This window comes from Streptomyces sp. NBC_00988, from assembly GCF_045162645.1.
In the GTDB taxonomy this organism is placed as follows: domain Bacteria; phylum Actinomycetota; class Actinomycetes; order Streptomycetales; family Streptomycetaceae; genus Streptomyces.
On the sequence record NZ_CP108730.1, the window covers coordinates 2400681 to 2416080 of the forward strand.

Annotated in this window: 12 protein-coding genes and 1 pseudogene; 8 read left to right on the top strand and 5 right to left on the bottom strand. The window is 69.7% G+C overall.

The window, feature by feature from the left end; genetic code table 11:
* Positions 1–14: 14 nt before the first annotated feature.
* Together OG496_RS10970 and OG496_RS10975 are read left to right on the top strand one after the other, a co-directional pair.
* On the top strand, positions 15–2753 hold the full coding sequence (locus tag OG496_RS10970) for a family 43 glycosylhydrolase (RefSeq protein WP_405970658.1): 2739 nt from the start codon (positions 15–17) through the stop codon (positions 2751–2753).
* 91 nt (positions 2754–2844) lie between these two features.
* Positions 2845–3876 (top strand): LacI family DNA-binding transcriptional regulator, encoded by a 1032-nt coding sequence (locus OG496_RS10975; protein ID WP_405970659.1) that lies wholly within the window; start codon positions 2845–2847, stop codon positions 3874–3876.
* 92 nt (positions 3877–3968) lie between these two features.
* Here the strand turns inward: OG496_RS10975 and OG496_RS10980 are convergent, their stop codons facing one another.
* The 4 genes from OG496_RS10980 to OG496_RS10995 are packed head-to-tail and all read right to left on the bottom strand — an operon-like array spanning position 3969 to position 8065.
* Complete coding sequence (locus tag OG496_RS10980) at positions 3969–6200, bottom strand: ricin-type beta-trefoil lectin domain protein (RefSeq protein WP_405970660.1); 2232 nt, start codon at positions 6198–6200, stop codon at positions 3969–3971.
* Between the two features lie 44 nt (positions 6201–6244).
* A complete protein-coding gene (locus tag OG496_RS10985; protein WP_405976607.1) occupies positions 6245–6649 on the bottom strand; it encodes a transposase in 405 nt (134 codons plus the stop codon).
* 31 nt (positions 6650–6680) lie between these two features.
* Entirely contained in the window at positions 6681–7238 is a 558-nt protein-coding gene (locus tag OG496_RS10990) for a hypothetical protein (protein ID WP_405970661.1), read from the bottom strand.
* Positions 7235–8065, bottom strand: coding sequence for an alpha/beta fold hydrolase (locus tag OG496_RS10995; protein WP_405970662.1), 831 nt, complete (start codon positions 8063–8065; stop codon positions 7235–7237). The genes OG496_RS10990 and OG496_RS10995 overlap by 4 nt, the downstream gene beginning before the upstream one ends.
* 116 nt (positions 8066–8181) lie before the next feature.
* Between OG496_RS10995 and OG496_RS11000 the strand changes: the two genes are divergently transcribed.
* Positions 8182–8805: a TetR/AcrR family transcriptional regulator gene (locus OG496_RS11000; protein ID WP_405970663.1), complete on the top strand. Its 624-nt coding sequence runs from the start codon at positions 8182–8184 to the stop codon at positions 8803–8805.
* 439 nt (positions 8806–9244) lie between these two features.
* Here OG496_RS11000 and OG496_RS11005 read toward each other — a convergent pair.
* Positions 9245–10069: pseudogene (locus OG496_RS11005) on the bottom strand (IS256 family transposase); the annotation flags it as partial.
* A 359-nt stretch (positions 10070–10428) separates the two neighbouring features.
* On the opposite strand from OG496_RS11005, the gene OG496_RS11010 reads away from it, so the two are divergent.
* From OG496_RS11010 to OG496_RS11030, 5 genes are all read left to right on the top strand, one after another.
* Positions 10429–11685: a PucR family transcriptional regulator gene (locus tag OG496_RS11010; RefSeq protein WP_405970664.1), complete on the top strand. Its 1257-nt coding sequence runs from the start codon at positions 10429–10431 to the stop codon at positions 11683–11685.
* Positions 11686–11754: 69 nt separating this feature from the next.
* Positions 11755–12963, top strand: a complete 1209-nt coding sequence (gene solA, locus OG496_RS11015) for an N-methyl-L-tryptophan oxidase (RefSeq protein WP_405970665.1) — start codon at positions 11755–11757, stop codon at positions 12961–12963.
* Positions 12960–13607, top strand: coding sequence for an ABC transporter permease (locus OG496_RS11020; RefSeq protein ID WP_405970666.1), 648 nt, complete (start codon positions 12960–12962; stop codon positions 13605–13607). Before solA ends, OG496_RS11020 begins: the two co-directional genes overlap by 4 nt.
* A complete protein-coding gene (locus OG496_RS11025; protein ID WP_405970667.1) occupies positions 13600–14604 on the top strand; it encodes an ABC transporter ATP-binding protein in 1005 nt (334 codons plus the stop codon). Before OG496_RS11020 ends, OG496_RS11025 begins: the two co-directional genes overlap by 8 nt.
* A complete protein-coding gene (locus OG496_RS11030) occupies positions 14594–15361 on the top strand; it encodes an ABC transporter permease (protein ID WP_405970668.1) in 768 nt (255 codons plus the stop codon). Before OG496_RS11025 ends, OG496_RS11030 begins: the two co-directional genes overlap by 11 nt.
* Positions 15362–15400 lie beyond the last annotated feature (39 nt).

Genomic DNA, 15400 nt, shown 5'->3' on the forward strand with positions numbered 1-15400 from the left:
AACGGAGTCGAGCCATGCCGCGTCCTCTCTCCCGTCGTACGTTCGTCGGACTCGCCGTGGCCACGGCGGCCGCGGTCGTCCTTCCCACCGCGCTCATCACCGCGCCCGAAGCCCGCGCCGACGTCGGCGAGACCGGTCTCTGGGGTGACCAGGGCGACGGCACCTACGTCAACCCGATCCTGCCCTGCGACTTCAGTGACCCCGACGTCATCCGGGTGGGCAGCGACTACTACCTGGTCTCCTCGACCTTCCAGTTCTCCGGCGGTGTGGTCGTGCTGCACTCCAGCGACCTGGTGAGCTGGGAGACGATCGGACATGTCGTCGACGACGTCTCCGTGCTCGGCCCCAACTTCGACTGGGACCGGATGAACAACTACGGCCGGGGGATCTACGCCCCCTCCATCCGGTACCACGACGGCATGTTCTGGGTGTACTTCCCCTGCTACGGCGGCGAGGGCATCTTCGTCGGCACCGCCACCGACCCGGCCGGTCCCTGGACCGTGACCCAGCTAAAGGACCGCAGCGGCGCGGCCCTGAGCACCTACCACTGGTCCGACCCGTGCCCGTTCTGGGACGAGGACGGCAACGCCTACCTCGCCCTGAGCAAGCCCGGTGGCCCTTACTACACCTACCTGTTCGGGATGACGGCCGACGGTACGCAGATCCTGGACGGCGAGATCACCGCCATGAACGTCCAGGGCACCGCCGCCGCCTACCCCGACCACGGCACCACAGTGGTCCCGGTCTTCTCGACCGAGGGCAGCAAGATCTTCAAGAGGAACGGGTACTACTACCTCTTCCAGATCGTGTTCCAGGGCAGCGGCGCCGGCCCGTGGATGTACCGGTCGGTGAACCTGTACGGCACCAAGGCCGACGGCACCCCCGGCGGCCCCGGTGACCCCGGCACGTACGAGACGAAGTTCCTCGGCTCCACCATCCCCAGCCAGGGCGCCTTCGTGGACACCCCCGACGGCGACTGGTACTGGGTCGCGCAGTTCAATGCCGGGAACTACGCGGGACGACGCCCCCATCTGCTGCCGGTCAGCTGGGTGGACGACTGGCCGATGCCCGGCATCGACACGAACGCCGACGGGGTGGGGGAGATGGTGTGGCGTGGTGACAAACCCGTCACCGGCCAGGCCGTGGTCCTGCCGCAGGGCAGCGACGAGTTCACCTCCGCCGTCCTCCACCCGCGCTGGCAGTGGAACCACCAGCCGCGCTCCGGATACTGGTCGCTGACCGAGCGCCCCGGCTGGCTGCGGCTGAAGGCGTATACCCCCCTCACCACCGGTTCCTTCTTCAGGGCCGGCAACACCCTCGGCCAGCGCTACGTCCACGGCGACTGGGCCGAGGCCACCACGAAGGTCGGCATCAGCGGCCTGACCGACGGGCACGAGGCGGGCATGTGCCTCTACGACGGCGGCAAGAGCTACTGCACCCTCGGCGTGGTCCAGTCCGGCCCCGTCCGCACCCTCAGGCACAACGCCAACGGCACCGTCACCGACGGCCCGACCCTGACCGCCACGACCCTGTACCTCAGGACCGCGGTCGACAAGACCGGGCTCAGCACCTTCCACTACAGCCTCGACGGCACCACCTTCGCCCAACTCGGCACCGCCTACCAGCTCACCTGGGGAAACTACCGCGGCACCTCCATCGGCATCTTCGGATACAACAACCTCACCGACACGGGCCGGCTGGACGTCGACTGGTTCCACTACGACTACGCCGGCCCCACCCAGCCGCCCACCAACCCCTACGCCACCGTCCAGGCCGAGACCTACAGCGGCCAGGCAGGCACCCAACTCGAGAACTGCTCGGAGGGCGGCAAGGACGTCTGCTTCATCAGCAACAACGACCACACCAATTACCGGAACATCGACTTCGGCAGCAGCGGCGCCTCCACCTTCCTCGCGCGGGTGGCCAGCAACACCACCGGCGGCACCATCGAAGTCCGCCTCGACAGTCCCACCGGCCCCCTCGCCGGCACCGCGACCGTGACCAACACCGGCGGCTGGCAGACCTACACGACCGTGACCTGCCCCGTCACCGGCGTCACCGGCACTCGCTGGCTCTATCTCATCTACAAGGGGGGCAGCGGCAACCTGTTCAACGTCAACTGGTTCCGCTTCGGTGCCAGTCCCCTCGCCCGCTACGCCTTCGACGGCGATGCCACCGACGCCACCGGCAACGGCTGGACAGCCGCCCTCAACGGCGGTGTCACCTTCGTCACCGGCGAGAAGGGCCAGGCCGTCGACCTGTCCGGCAACAGCCAGTACATCAGCCTGCCCACCGGCATCGTCGCAGGTCTGACGGACTTCACCATCGCCACCTGGGTGAGGCTCGACACCACCGCCGCCTGGCGCCGCATCCTCGACTTCGGCACTGGCACCACCGCCTACATGTACCTCGTCCCCACCACCGGCTCCACCACCCGTTTCGCCATCACCACCAGCGGATCCGGTGGTGAACAGCGCATCAACTCCACCACCGCGCTACCCACCGGGGCCTGGACCCATGTCGCCGTCACCCGCAGCGGCACCACCGGCATTCTCCACATCGACGGCGTCGTCGCCGGACAGAACAGTGCCATGACCCTCAGCCCGTCCAGCCTCGGCAGTACGACCAACAACTGGCTGGGCAGATCGCAGTTCTCCGGTGATTCCTACCTGGACGGCCAGATCGACGACTTCCGGATCTACGCACGGGCACTGACCTCGACGGAGATACTCGACCTGTACCAGAACCCCTGAGGCCTGGCCCTGGCCGCCCTCGATTGACACCCGTCTTGATACCGGTAACGTTCAGCTGCCGGGCCAAGCGGAGCAGGAGAATGTGACGGCGATGAGTGAGCGCGAACCGTACGGGCCCCCGCTCGTGATGTCGGACGTCGCCAAGGCGACAGGAGTGTCCAAGCAGACGGTCTCCCGGGTGATGAACAACAGTCCACACGTCCGCAGGGAGACGCGTGAGCGTGTGCTCGCGGCGGTACGCGAACTGGGCTACCAGCCCAACTCCGCCGCCCGTGCCCTGGCCACCGGCCGGACCCGCACTCTCGGAGTCGTCGCCTTTGACACGGTCCATCACGGACCCGCCAAGGTCCTCCACAGCATCGGCCGGGCCGCCCAGGAGGCCGGTTACGTCGTCAGCGTGGTCCCGATGCGCTCCCCGGACCACGGGGCGATGGCGGAGGCCGCCGACCAGCTGCTCGAGCACGACGTCGACGGTCTGATCGCGATCGCACCCGAACACGACATGTCCCGGGCACTGCTCGACATTCCCCGGAAGATTCCGATGGTCGTCCTCGACGGCACCCCGGATCCACAGATCCCGGTGGTCGCCGCGGACGACGAGGGCGGCGCCCACCGCGCCGCGAGTCATCTTCTGCAGCTCGGTCATCGCACGGTCCACCACATCGCCGGTCCCCGGCAGTCGTTGGCCGGATCGAGGAGGGTGGCCGGCTGGCTCGGCGCTCTGCGGGAGCAGGGAGCCTCGGCGCCCGAGGCGCTGTACGGTGACTGGGAACCTCACTCCGGCTACGAGGCAGGGCTCGTCCTGGCCGACGACCCCGACGTCACCGCGATTCTCGCGGGCAATGATCCGATGGCGTTCGGTGTGCTGCGGGCGCTGCACGACAGGGGCAGGCGGGTCCCGCAGGACGTCAGTGTGATCGGCTTCGACGACATGCCCGAAGCGGGGTACGCGATTCCCCCGCTGTCCACCGTGCGCCCGAACTTCTCCGAGATGGGACGTCGGACCATCAGCGTTCTGGTGGGCCAGATCAGGTCCGGGGAACTGCCTCGGATGATGCGCTCGGTGGTGAGCACGGATCTGGTCGTGCGGCACAGTTCCGGTGCGGCGCCCCGTACGACGTGACCGCGGCGGCTACCACGGCTCGCCGGAGACCGACCCGCGGAGCGGCACCACGGTCCGGAGTCTCCGACAGCCCCGGGGCGGTTCGGGTTCCCCTACACGGGCAGCGGCCACGCTCCCCATTCCCCGCTCCAGTCGTACGCAAGCGTGCCGGCGGCCGAGCGCCAGTGCCGGGGCGCGGTGGTGGACTGCCAGTCCAGAGGTTCCAGTCCGCCGACCGAACCGCCGTCGAGGGCGACGCGCACGGCATCCGCCAGGTCGGCGTCGGCGTGCGCCGTGCGTGCGGCCGGGTCCACGGACACGAACAGGGCCGTGCCCGAGCATGCCACCAGGTCGAGGAACCGACGGTTCGCCGCCCAGTCGGTGTCGGGCGTGCAGGGGACGCAGTCCGCGTCGAGCACGAAGAAGCGCCGGTGCTGTGCCAGCCGGAAGGCAAGCGTGTTCACACCCATCCGGCGGGTTCGTTCCCATTGGCGACCCGACGTGTCGTCGCCGGTCCGCTGCACCTGTACGAGACCGGCCGCCAGATGACCGACCGTGTTGCAGCCGATGACGACCGCGTCGCCCGCCGCCTCGGCGATGGTCCGGTACAGGCGCACGAGGATCTCCGCGCTCGTGTGCGACCGGTCTGCGAACGCCCAGCCGGGATCGGCGAGTTCGGGCGGGGAGTCAGCGGCGAACCTGCCGAAGACGTCGTACGTCGAGAAGTCGTGCTTGATCAGCTCGTAGCCCCAGGACCTGAAACGCCGGATGTCCGCGGCGACCGTGTCCAGTGCGGCGTCGCGAGAAGGATCCAGGGGATACCCGGAGTCACGGCGCACCCCGCGCTTCGTCGCCGGAGTCTCGACGCGGGACAGCAGTGGGCGGAACCACAGACCAGGCCGGGCACCCACGGCCTTGATGCGGTCCGCCGTCTCCTGCATGTCGTCGAAGACGCCGGGCAGCCCGGTGTCCCAGGGCCCGCCGGGCGCGCTGCCGCCGCCTTCCGTCCAGCCGTCGTCGATCACGCAGTAGGGACGCACGGGGTGGCCGTCGGCGAATTCGACGATGGTCTTGGCGTCACGCAGCACGGCGTCCGGACCGAAGCCCTTCCCGTACGCGTAGTACCAGTTGTTGGAGCCGACGATTGGCGTGGCGGGCAGTACCGGGTCGGGGCTCATCGCGGCGCAGAGTGTCTCGTGGGCGGTGAACGGCGTCGCGGCCGAGGCCGTGACAACGGTGGCCACGTCGAGTACCCGTTCGCCGAGGAGGACCGGACTTCCCCCGTTGCGTACGTCGGCCCACAAGGTGACGCCGTCCTCGTCGACCGTCCATGAGCAGAAGGCTCCCGCGCGGGTCCGGACGCCCCAGCCCTCGGTGGTCCCGCCCGGCCGCTCGGAGATCAGCGCGTACCAGGGGAGGACGCGTTCGGGTTGCACGGTGCGCCACTGGAGGTCGCCGTAGCTGCGTTCCCAGGCGTCGCCCAGGACCAGTGCCCCGACGGGGACGGGGCGCCGCCAGCGCAGAGCTATCCGGGAGAGGCCCGCGGCGGGGGAGGTGGCATGCACGCGCAGGCCGTCGGGCCGGGGCACGATCGTGATCTCGGCTTCGCGGCTGCACCAGACGCCGTCCGTGACGGAGAGCGCGCGGTGGGGACGTATGTCGTCCGCCATGACGTGAACCGAGTCCGGCAGGGACAGCACGAGATCTCCTGGGGGTAGCTTGCAGGAGAGTATCTCCCACGGATCACCGGGGCGGTCACGGAGGTCGTCGGTGGCGACCTCCGCGGCCCCCGCCACCCGAAGGGCTGCCGTCTCCTCGCCGCTCGCCCCTTCCGCCGTACCGGCAGGCATAGGGGCAGCACGGGCTGACTGCCGGGGTCGACGCGGGATCCGTCGGCGGTGGTGTCGGGGACGACGACGATGCGGAGGGGCGTGGGCCTCACCGTCGTCGGGGAGGGCGGGAACGGGGTCGGCCGGGAGGGTGCCTGCCGGGGGCGTCGAGTTGCCCGGAACGAGCAAGGTGAGCGACTCCGTCTGCGGTGACGCCACCGAGGTGTCGAACTGCCACTGTTGGGACGCGTCGTCCGTACGGGACTTGAGGACCAGGTAGGCCCTCTCCTGGTCCGAGATCGGTGCCAGAGCGAGGTCGGACTCACCGCGCGGCAGCAGATCGCCCTGGACGGTGAAGTCGTAACGCGCACGCGGCCTCCTCGACTCGTCGTCGCACGCACCGAGTCGGACGGAGAAGGCCCGCCGGGCGTCGAGGCACAGTCCCGAGGCGCCGAGGAGGCGCAGTGACCCGTCACTCCGGTACGACCACTGCTGCCGTATGGACGTGCTGCGCACGGCCAGGACGACGTCCGAAGGTCACGCCCCGCCGAGTGGTGTGGTCACTGGTCGAGCTGATTCGGTCTCTGGTGTGGCGGGAGCTGGGGTTCGTCGACGGCCGGTTGGGTCGTGCGGAGTTCGGCCATGGAGGCTTCGGAGAGGTAGCGGCGGTCGAAGACCTGCCATCCGTCGTGGAGTTCGGCCAGGAGCGCGGCGGCGAGCCGGTCGAGGGCGGCGGGGTTGGGGAAGACCTGGACGACGTCGGCACGGCGTTTGATCTCCCGATTCCGCTGCTCCAGCGGGTTGGTGGACCAGATCTTCTTCCAGCGGACCGGTGGGAAGTCCGCGAACGCGGTGATGTCCGTCGCGGCATTCAGCAGCACGGCTGCGGCTGAGTACGACGCTGGGTGCGGTGGGTCCGGTCGCCGGTGTTCTCGCCGACCGGGCCCGCGCCGATCCCGCCACAGGCGGCGTGATCGGCGCGGGCCGTGATCATCCTCAACGGCGTCCGGCGGTTCGGGCGGCCTGCCCGAGGCGGATAGCCGAGATCAGGAAGAACACCCCGCCGAGTACCGCGTACGCGGCCAGACCCGTCAGCGACGGGTCGTCCTGGGGCGCCATTGCGATGAAGGACACCCCGACGAGGGTGGAGAGCCCTCCGCTGAGGATCATCGCCCACTGTCCCCCGAGCCGGCGCCGCCGCAGGGCGACGACAAGTTGAAGAGCCCCGGACGCAATGGCCCAGGCGCCCCAGACCCGCAGCGCGGCGGGAATGCCGGAGGTTGCGGCGCAGGCCAGTCCGAGCGCCGCAAGCGAGCTGATCACGATGTTGAGCACCAACTCCCGGGCCCGCGACGACCGAGCATCGACGATGGCCGCGGCCACGTCGAACAGCGGGTAGGCCACGAGCAGCACGCCGGCGGCCACGCCAAGGCCGGATGCCGTTAAGGCGAGCAGGCCGGCCCAGACGACGGCGAAGCCGAAGCGTACGAAATACAGTCGGCGCAGTGCGGGAGCGGTGTCGAGCGGCGAGGCTGCGGCGGCAGTGGTGGTCATCGGGTGCCCCGGTCCGCCTGCTCGACCAGCTGTGCGACCGCGGCCGGGTGGCTGACCATCGCAGCGTGCGAGGAGTTCACCTCGACGGTGTGCGAGCCCGCCCGTGCGGCCATGAAGCGCTCCAGGTCGGGGGCGAGGATCTGGTCGTGGCTGGCGACCAGGTACCAGGACGGGATGGTCTTCCATGCCGGGGTCCCGCTGGGGCTGACGGAGGCGGCAGCGTCGAGCGGGCGCTGGGTCGCGGCCATGTCCGCCGCGGTGTCCGGGGCGACGTCGGCGGCGAACGCCGCGCGGAACCGGGCCGGGTCGAGATAGAGGTCCGTGCCTGTGGTGCCGTCGGGCTCGGTGATCGAGACGGGTTGGACCGGCAGCGGCGGCACTGGGTGCGCGACCGGGCGGGCGGTCAGCGAGCCCAGGCTCTCCCCGGCGTCCGGTGCCAGGGCGGCCACGTAGACCAGGGCTTTGACGTTGGGGTCGCCTACGGCAGCGTCGGTGATCACCGCGCCGCCGTAGGAGTGGCCGACCAGGATGATCGGGCCGGTGATGCTGTGCAGGAGTTCGGCGACGTAGGCGGAGTCACTGGCCAGCCCGCGCAACGGGTCGCTGGCGGCCCGGACCGGGTAGCCGTCCTTGCGCAGCCGATGCATGACGCCGTCCCAGCCCGAGGAGTCGGCGAACGCACCGTGCACGAACACCACCGTCGGCTTTGGCGCAGCCGGCCTGGCCGGGGCCGACCGGGATGATGCCCCGGCGGGTCCCGTCACAGCGAGGCCGACCACAGCAAGGCCGACGACGGCGAGGGTCGTGCGGCGGAGATTCCTGAGCATGGGAGGCCCTTCGGACTTCAGAGAGACAGAACGATCGGTATTGCGATGCAGAGAGTTCCATGGACGCGCGAGCCCTGTCAAGACCGATCATTCTTTCTCCCTGTTAGGGTGGGTGGATGACCGCCACCGAAACATCCGGACGCCCCTCCGAGGCCAGGGAACGCCTGCTCGCCACGGCCACCGGGATCTTCTACGCGTCAGGCATCCACTCCGTCGGCGTGGAACGCCTCGTCGCCGAGGCAAAGGTGACCCGCGCCACTTTCTATCGGCACTTCCCCAGCAAGGAAGACCTGGTCGCCGCCTACCTGCAGCGCATCAACCAGCACATCCGTGACCAGCACGAGCGGGCTGTGTCCGGCGGCAAACCGGCCGCCGACATCCTGCGCGAGATCGGCCGGCAGATCGTCGCGGACATCCGCTCCCCCGGCTTCCGCGGCTGCGCCTTCCTCAACGCCGCGGCCGAGTACCCCGACGCCGACCACCCGGTGCACCAGCTGGTGCTCGCCCACCGGGAGTGGTTCCTGGCCGCGATCACCAGCCTGTTCGCCCGAACCCACGACAGCCCGCCCGAAGGCTCGGGCCGGCACTTCGTGATGATGCGCGACGGGGCGATGGCGGCCGGCTACCTGGGCGACCCGATCGTGACCGGCGAGACCTTCCTGAACAGCATCGAGGGCCTGCTCCAGGTACGCGCCGTCGATGGCGTCCGTTTCCTGCTTCCCACCGAGACACAGAGATGACCACCTCCGCGGCCAACGGCGCTACGCGGTGTTCAGTCTCGTGCGGCACGGCATTGAGCACCATCGGTGACGGAGTTCGCGACATAGGCATGAGTGTCATTTCTCGATCACCTCGGCCGGTAGCAGAAGACGGCTGTCCCCCGCGACGTCCTCGACCACCGGACTGCCTCCGGGGCCGCGGACCGCACCCTCAATGGCAGGAGGCGTGGCTTCCCGGGTCGTGTCCCTCGGCGTGGTGTTGGGATCAACTGGCGGGCGTGTTTGGAGTGTTGGGCAGGGCCGGGGCGCTTTCGGGGAGTTCGCGGTAGATCTCGCCCATACCGCCTTCGGGGAGGTAGCGGCCGGGGAAAGGCGATCCATTCGCCGTGCATCTCGAAGAGCACGGCGGTGACCAGCCGGACCAGCGCGATTCCGGTGAAATGGTCGCCGCGACGATCCGCACGATCTTCACCCAGGCCACCGCCGGCCTCGTGCGCACTCCGCCGAGCATGACCTTGCGGACCGCGGCGACCAGCCCGGGGTGCTGGTCGGTGACGACCAGACGGACACCGGACAGGCCGCGCTCTCGCAGCGAGCGCAGGAACTCCTTCCAGAACGCCTCGCTCTCGCCGTCCCCGACCATCGTCCCCGACCATCAGGCCCAGGACCTCGCGGCCTCCGTCCTCGGTGATGCTCCTCCAGCCTCCGGCCGGGGGTACCCCCAGTGGCGACGACCACGGCCCGGGAGACGATCTGATGGTTCACCCGCGCCTTGCAGTAGGTCGCGTCCAGGTCGACGTAGGGGAAGCGGACGTGGTCCAGCGGGCGGGTGCGAAATGCGGTCAACGGCTCGTCCGGCATCGTGCAGATCCGCGAGACTTCGGACTTGGAGATCCCGCTGTCCCCGCCCGGGGCTTTGACCAGGTCATCGACGCTGCGGGTAGAGACGCCGTGCACGTATGCCTCCATGATGACCGCGTAAAGGGCCTGGTCGATGCGGCGCCGTCGCTCCAGCAGGCTGGGGAAGAAGCTGCCGGTGCGAACCTTGGGAATCTCCAGGTCCAGGTCGCCGGCCAGCGTGGTCAGCACCTTCTCGCGATGCCCGTTGCGGACGCCTGTCCGCGTCGGAGTATGCTCGTTCCACTCCGCGCCGACATGTGCGGTCGCCTCGGCCTCGATCAGCTCCTGCACCATTCGCTCGGCGATGTCGCGGATGAGCTCGATTCCGTCGGTCGAGCGTAGACACCTCAAGCAGCCGTATCAGCTCAGACTGGGACAGGGCCATCGTGCACTCCTCATGGTTGAACTGGGCGTTCACCAAGGAGAGTTACGCGATGGCCCGCCTCCTGTTGAGCGAGCGGTCCTCACCCTTGGAAGTGCGCCCCCGGCAGACGCCCGCGCACTCCCAGCCGCTGACCCGTGCACCCCGACATGGGACACCATCCGCGATCAGGACCGAGTAGCCCTGCGAACAGCCGCCGACCATAGTGCGGGGCGGTGTGTCCCGGCGTCCCTGGGAACGCGATGCCGACCTGCGCAGAAGCGGGCGTCGGAGATCTTCGCGTCGGAGGTTGACCGACTCCCTCCAGCACTGCCGTAACGCAGGGGGTGGACTGCCGTAACACCGCGCGGCCACAGTGGGGCATGAGCGTTGAGCGGATTCAGGTACTGGTGGACGCGCTCGCCACGCGGCTGCGGCGGGCTGTTGTGGTCGACGATCAGGACCTGCGGCTACTCGCGGTGAGCGAGGACTTCGGGGACGCGGATCCTGCCCGAGTGTGGTCACTGCTGCACCGCAGGACGCGCCCCGAGGACGTTTGCTTTGACGAGATCAAGCACACCACCTCCCCCGGTCGGATACCGGAGAACCGTGATCTGGAGCTGTGGCAGCGCTTGTACGTGCCTGTCCGCTGCCGGGGTCTGCTGCTCGGTTTCGTCTGGATCACGGATCGGTACGGGGATCTCACCGACGCCCAGATCGCCGACGCGGCGGATACCGCGCAGGCTCTGGGGTCGGTGATGTACCGCCGGTGGACCGCAGCCGGCCACGAGCGGGACACACAGCAGCAGTTGGTGGAGCAGTTGCTGAGTCAGAACGACGCGACACGGCACGCGGCCCGCGAGGAGATCTTCGACCGGGGTCTGTTCGAGGTCGACGGACAGGCGTCGGTGCTGCTGGTGAGCCGTCGTGCCGGCGTCGAGGGCGAGGAGGCCGCGACCGCGTTCGCGATGGCCGTGCAGCGGTTCTGCCGGGGCCTGCCGTGCGCGTCCGTGCTGGCGGCGTACTGGCCCCGCCGGGCTACCGTGATCCTGACGCTCCGCGGCTCCGACCCACAGGCCGAGCTGGCGCGGGCCGCGCGCATGCTGCTCGACGGACTCGCCGCCGAACCGCGTCTCACGGGCGGCTACCGGATCGGCGTGGGCGGGCCGGCGCCAGGTCTGGGGGCGCTGGCCGTGGCGAAGCGCCAGGCCGACATCGCCCTGTCCGCGGCACCGGAAGACGGCCTCGCCCTCTGGTCGGATCTCGGCCCGCACGCCCTGCTCGCCCAGCTCGCGCCCCGGGCCTGGAGCGACTCCCTGATCCCGGCAGGCGTGGCCGCCCTGCTGGCGGATCCCTCGGCAGCCGTCCTTGTCCCGACGGTCGAGACATACCTCGACTGTGCCGGGGACGCGCAGCGCACCGCGCGGGAACTGTGCGTGCACCGCACCACGTTGTACTACCGCCTCGGCCGCGTCGAGCAGATCTCCGGGTTGAGTCTGCGCGACGGCCGGGACCGGCTGCTGCTGCATCTGGTGCTCGGGCTGCGCCGCCTGACGGCAGTGTCCTCGGACCGCCTTTCCCCGGTCGTTTCTACAGATGTCGAAACGGAGCCGCCGAAGCTTCGACGCCGTGCCGGATGACCCCGCCGGTGCGCTGCTGCGACTCTTCCGTCCACCAGCAGCACGCCGACCACAGCGGGAGGATGCCGGATGAAGCAGAGGTACGCGCACATCGTGCTCGGCGTCGGGGGCATCGGCAGCGCCGCCGCCTACTGGCTCGGCAAGCAGAGCGACGGTGATGTCCTCGCCATCGAGCAGTTCCGCCTCGGCCACGACCGCGGGGCCTCCGAGGACCACTCCCGGATCATCCGGCACTCGTACCACACCACCGACTACACCGCCCTGACCCGCGCCTCGTACGACCACTGGCGAGCGCTGGAGGAGGAGACCGGGCTGCCTCTGCTCCAGATCACCGGCGGCCTGCATCTGGCCCCGGCGGGCAGCACCGGTGAGGCGGAGATCGGCAGCTACGCACGGGCGCTGGCTCAGCAGGGCCACTTCTACGAGGTCCTGGACGCGGGCGCGCTGCGCGAGCGCTGGCCGCAGTGGCACATCGGGGACGATGTGATCGGCCTGTACCAGGCGGAGTCCGGGATTCTCGACATCCGGCGGGCGAACGCCGCGCACATCTCGCGTGCACTGGCCGCCGGTGTGACGTTCGTCGAGAACTCCCCCGTGCGGAAGATCGTCCCGCACGCCGACCACGTCGAGGTGCACACCGACGACGCGGTGTACGAGGGCGGCACGCTCACCGTCTGCGCGGGCTCCTGGACCGGGACGGCGCTGGCCGGCCTGGACCTCGACATCCCGCTCAGCCTCACCCAGGAGCAGGTCACCTACTTCGCGGCTCCGGACCTGCGTCCCTTCGCCGCGGACCGCTTCCCGATCTGGATCTTCCACGGGCACGACCGCACCTTCTACGGCTTCCCGGTGTACGGCGAGGCCGCGGTGAAGGCCGCCCGCGACATGTCGGGCCGCTTCGTCACCCAGGAGACCCGTTCCTACGAGCCCAACCCCGAGCAGACCGAGGAGGTCGCGGAGTTCCTCGCCGAGTACCTGCCGGGTGCCATCGGCCCGGAGCTGGTCAGCAAGACCTGTGTCTACGACCTTCCGGCCGACCGCAACTTCGTCCTGGACACCGTGCCGGGTCACCCCAACATCTCGGTGTTCGTCGGAGCCGGGCACGCGGCCAAGTTCGCGGGGCTGATCGGGCACATCCTCGCCGACCTGGCGACGAAGGGCGGCACCGAGTACCCGATCGACACCTTCACGATCGACCGGCCCGCGATCACCGACCCGGACCACCCGTCCGACTTCCGGTTCGCCGAGGCCGCCCGCAATCCGGAGGCCGGATCATGACGTTCGGCGAGTATCTGCAGCGCCGCGGCGATCTCCTCCTCGACCAGGCCGGGCAGCACGCCCTCCTGGTGGGGCTCGCGGTCCTGATCGCCACGGCCGTCTCCGTCGGCACCGGCGTACTCACGTGGAACCGGCCCCGGCTCGCGGGCGCGGCAACAGCGACCGCCGGAGGCCTCCTCACCCTGCCCTCCTTCGCCCTGCTGGGCCTGCTGATCCCACTGCTCGGGCTCGGCTGGGCGCCCTCGCTGACCGCGCTCACCCTCTACTCGCTGCTGCCGATCCTGCGCAACACCGTCGTCGGACTGCGTGAGGTCGACCCGGCCGTCGTGGAGGCCGCACGCGGCATGGGCCTCGGCCCGGTCCGGGTGCTCGCCGTCATCCAGCTCCCGCTCGCCTGGCCGTACATCCTCGCCGGGATCCGCGTCGCCACGCAGATGGTCGTCGCGATCGCGGCGATGGCCGCGTATGTAGCGGGCCCCGGACTCGGCCTGCCGATCTTCGACGGACTGTCCCGGCTGGGCTCGGCGAACGCGCTCAACGAAGCACTGGCCGGCACGCTCGGCGTGGTGCTCGTAGCCCTCGCCTTCGACCTCTTCTACGTACTGCTGCGCCGCCTGACGACCCCGAGGGGGCTCCATGTTTGACTCCGCTGGGACGGGCCGTGGCCTGAGTATCCGGCTCGACGAGCTCACCAAGGTCTATCCGGGGCAGCGTGAACCGGCCGTCGACCGGGTGACGATGGAGATCCCGGCCGGGCAGATGACGATGTTCGTGGGGCCTTCGGGCTGCGGCAAGACCACAACGATGAAGATCATCAACCGGCTGATCGAGCCCTCCTCCGGCACGGTCAGCATCGACGGGCAGAACGTGCTCGGCCTCGACCCCAACGAGCTGCGCCGTCACATCGGTTACGTGGTCCAGCAGATCGGTCTCTTCCCGCACATGACGATCGCCCAGAACATCGGGCTCGTCCCGAAGCTCCTCGGCTGGAGCAAGGACAAGGTGAGGGCGCGCATCGACGAACTGCTGGAGATGACCGGACTCGACCCGGCCACCTTCCGCGCCCGCTACCCACGCCAGCTCTCCGGGGGCCAGCAGCAGCGCGTCGGCGTCGCCCGCGCTCTGGCCGCCGATCCCCCGGTGCTGCTGATGGACGAGCCGTTCGGCGCCACCGACCCGATCACCCGTGAGCGCCTGCAGACCGAATTCCGGCGGCTGCAGCGGGAGTTGGGCAAGACGGTCGTCTTCGTCACGCACGACTTCGAGGAGGCGCTGAAGCTCGGCGACCGGATCGCGGTGCTCGCCGAGCGCTCGCGGATCGTCCAGTACGACACCCCGGCTCGACTTCTGGCCCACCCCGCCGACGACTACGTACGCAGCTTCATCGGCTCCGCCCCGTACCTGAAGCAGCTGGCTCTGGCGACCGTGGCCGACGTGAAGCTGCAGCCGGTGCCGGCGGCGGCCGACGGGCTGGCCACCGTGGAACGGTCGGCCTCCCTGCGGGACGTGATGGACCTGATCCTCCAGCACGGCGGCGAGCCGGTCACCGTACTCGACGAAGCCGGAGCGGTCGCGGGAATCCTGGCCTTCCCGGACGTGTGCCGGGCCCTGCGAGCTCAGGAGGCGACCCGTGTCGGCTGACACGCTCTCGCCGGTGAAGGCACCGGCCCTGCGCAGGCCGGCCGTCCTACGGCATCTGGGTACCCCGGCCGCGCTCGCGGCGGTGCTCACCCTCCTGTATCTCTGGGTGTCCGCACAAGACCTGGACTCCATCGAGCGGCGCACCCTGAACCGCACCTACATCGTCGACCGGGTCACCGAGCATCTGCGGCTCAGCTTCACCGCGGCCCTGCTCGTCGTCCTCATCGCCGTGCCGGCGGGCATTCTCGTCACCCGCCCGTTGCTGCGCCGGACGACGCCGATCGTGCTGGCCGTGGCCAACACGGGCCAGGCCATCCCGGCGATCGGTCTGCTCGTCCTGCTCACCGTCCGGCTCGACGTGGGCTTCCGCACCGCTGTCATCGGCCTGGTCGCCGCGTCGGTGCTGCCCGTGCTGCGCAACACCATCACCGGAATCGAACAGGTCGACCGCGGCCTGGTGGAGACCGCGCGCGGCATGGGCATGCGGCCCGTGGAGGTACTGCTCCTCGTGGAGCTGAGGCTCGCGGTACCGGTCATCCTCGCCGGGCTGCGCACGGCCCTGGTCTTCGCGGTCGGTACGGCGACCATCGCCACCTTCGTCAACGCGGGCGGCCTCGGCGACATGATCGTCAACGGCATCAAGCTCCAGCGGATGCCGGTCCTGGTCACCGGCAGCGTCCTCGCCTGCTCCGTCGCATTCCTCCTCGACTGGCTCGGCAGCGTCGCCGAGGACCTCCTCAAACCCAAGGGGCTGTAGGCCCGGCCCCGCGGCAACCCGCAGCGCGTTCGTCCCCCT

Bases quoted from the DNA above. Each gene is read 5' to 3' on its own strand.
- OG496_RS10970 (WP_405970658.1), top strand. From the start codon at position 15: ATGCCGCGTCCTCTCTCCCGTCGTACGTTCGTCGGACTCGCCGTGGCC.
- OG496_RS10975 (WP_405970659.1), top strand. From the start codon at position 2,845: ATGAGTGAGCGCGAACCGTACGGGCCCCCGCTCGTGATGTCGGACGTC.
- OG496_RS10990 (WP_405970661.1), bottom strand. From the start codon at position 7,238: ATGACCACCACTGCCGCCGCAGCCTCGCCGCTCGACACCGCTCCCGCA.
- OG496_RS10995 (WP_405970662.1), bottom strand. From the start codon at position 8,065: ATGCTCAGGAATCTCCGCCGCACGACCCTCGCCGTCGTCGGCCTTGCT.
- OG496_RS11000 (WP_405970663.1), top strand. From the start codon at position 8,182: ATGACCGCCACCGAAACATCCGGACGCCCCTCCGAGGCCAGGGAACGC.
- OG496_RS11010 (WP_405970664.1), top strand. From the start codon at position 10,429: ATGAGCGTTGAGCGGATTCAGGTACTGGTGGACGCGCTCGCCACGCGG.
- solA (WP_405970665.1), top strand. From the start codon at position 11,755: ATGAAGCAGAGGTACGCGCACATCGTGCTCGGCGTCGGGGGCATCGGC.
- OG496_RS11020 (WP_405970666.1), top strand. From the start codon at position 12,960: ATGACGTTCGGCGAGTATCTGCAGCGCCGCGGCGATCTCCTCCTCGAC.
- OG496_RS11025 (WP_405970667.1), top strand. From the start codon at position 13,600: ATGTTTGACTCCGCTGGGACGGGCCGTGGCCTGAGTATCCGGCTCGAC.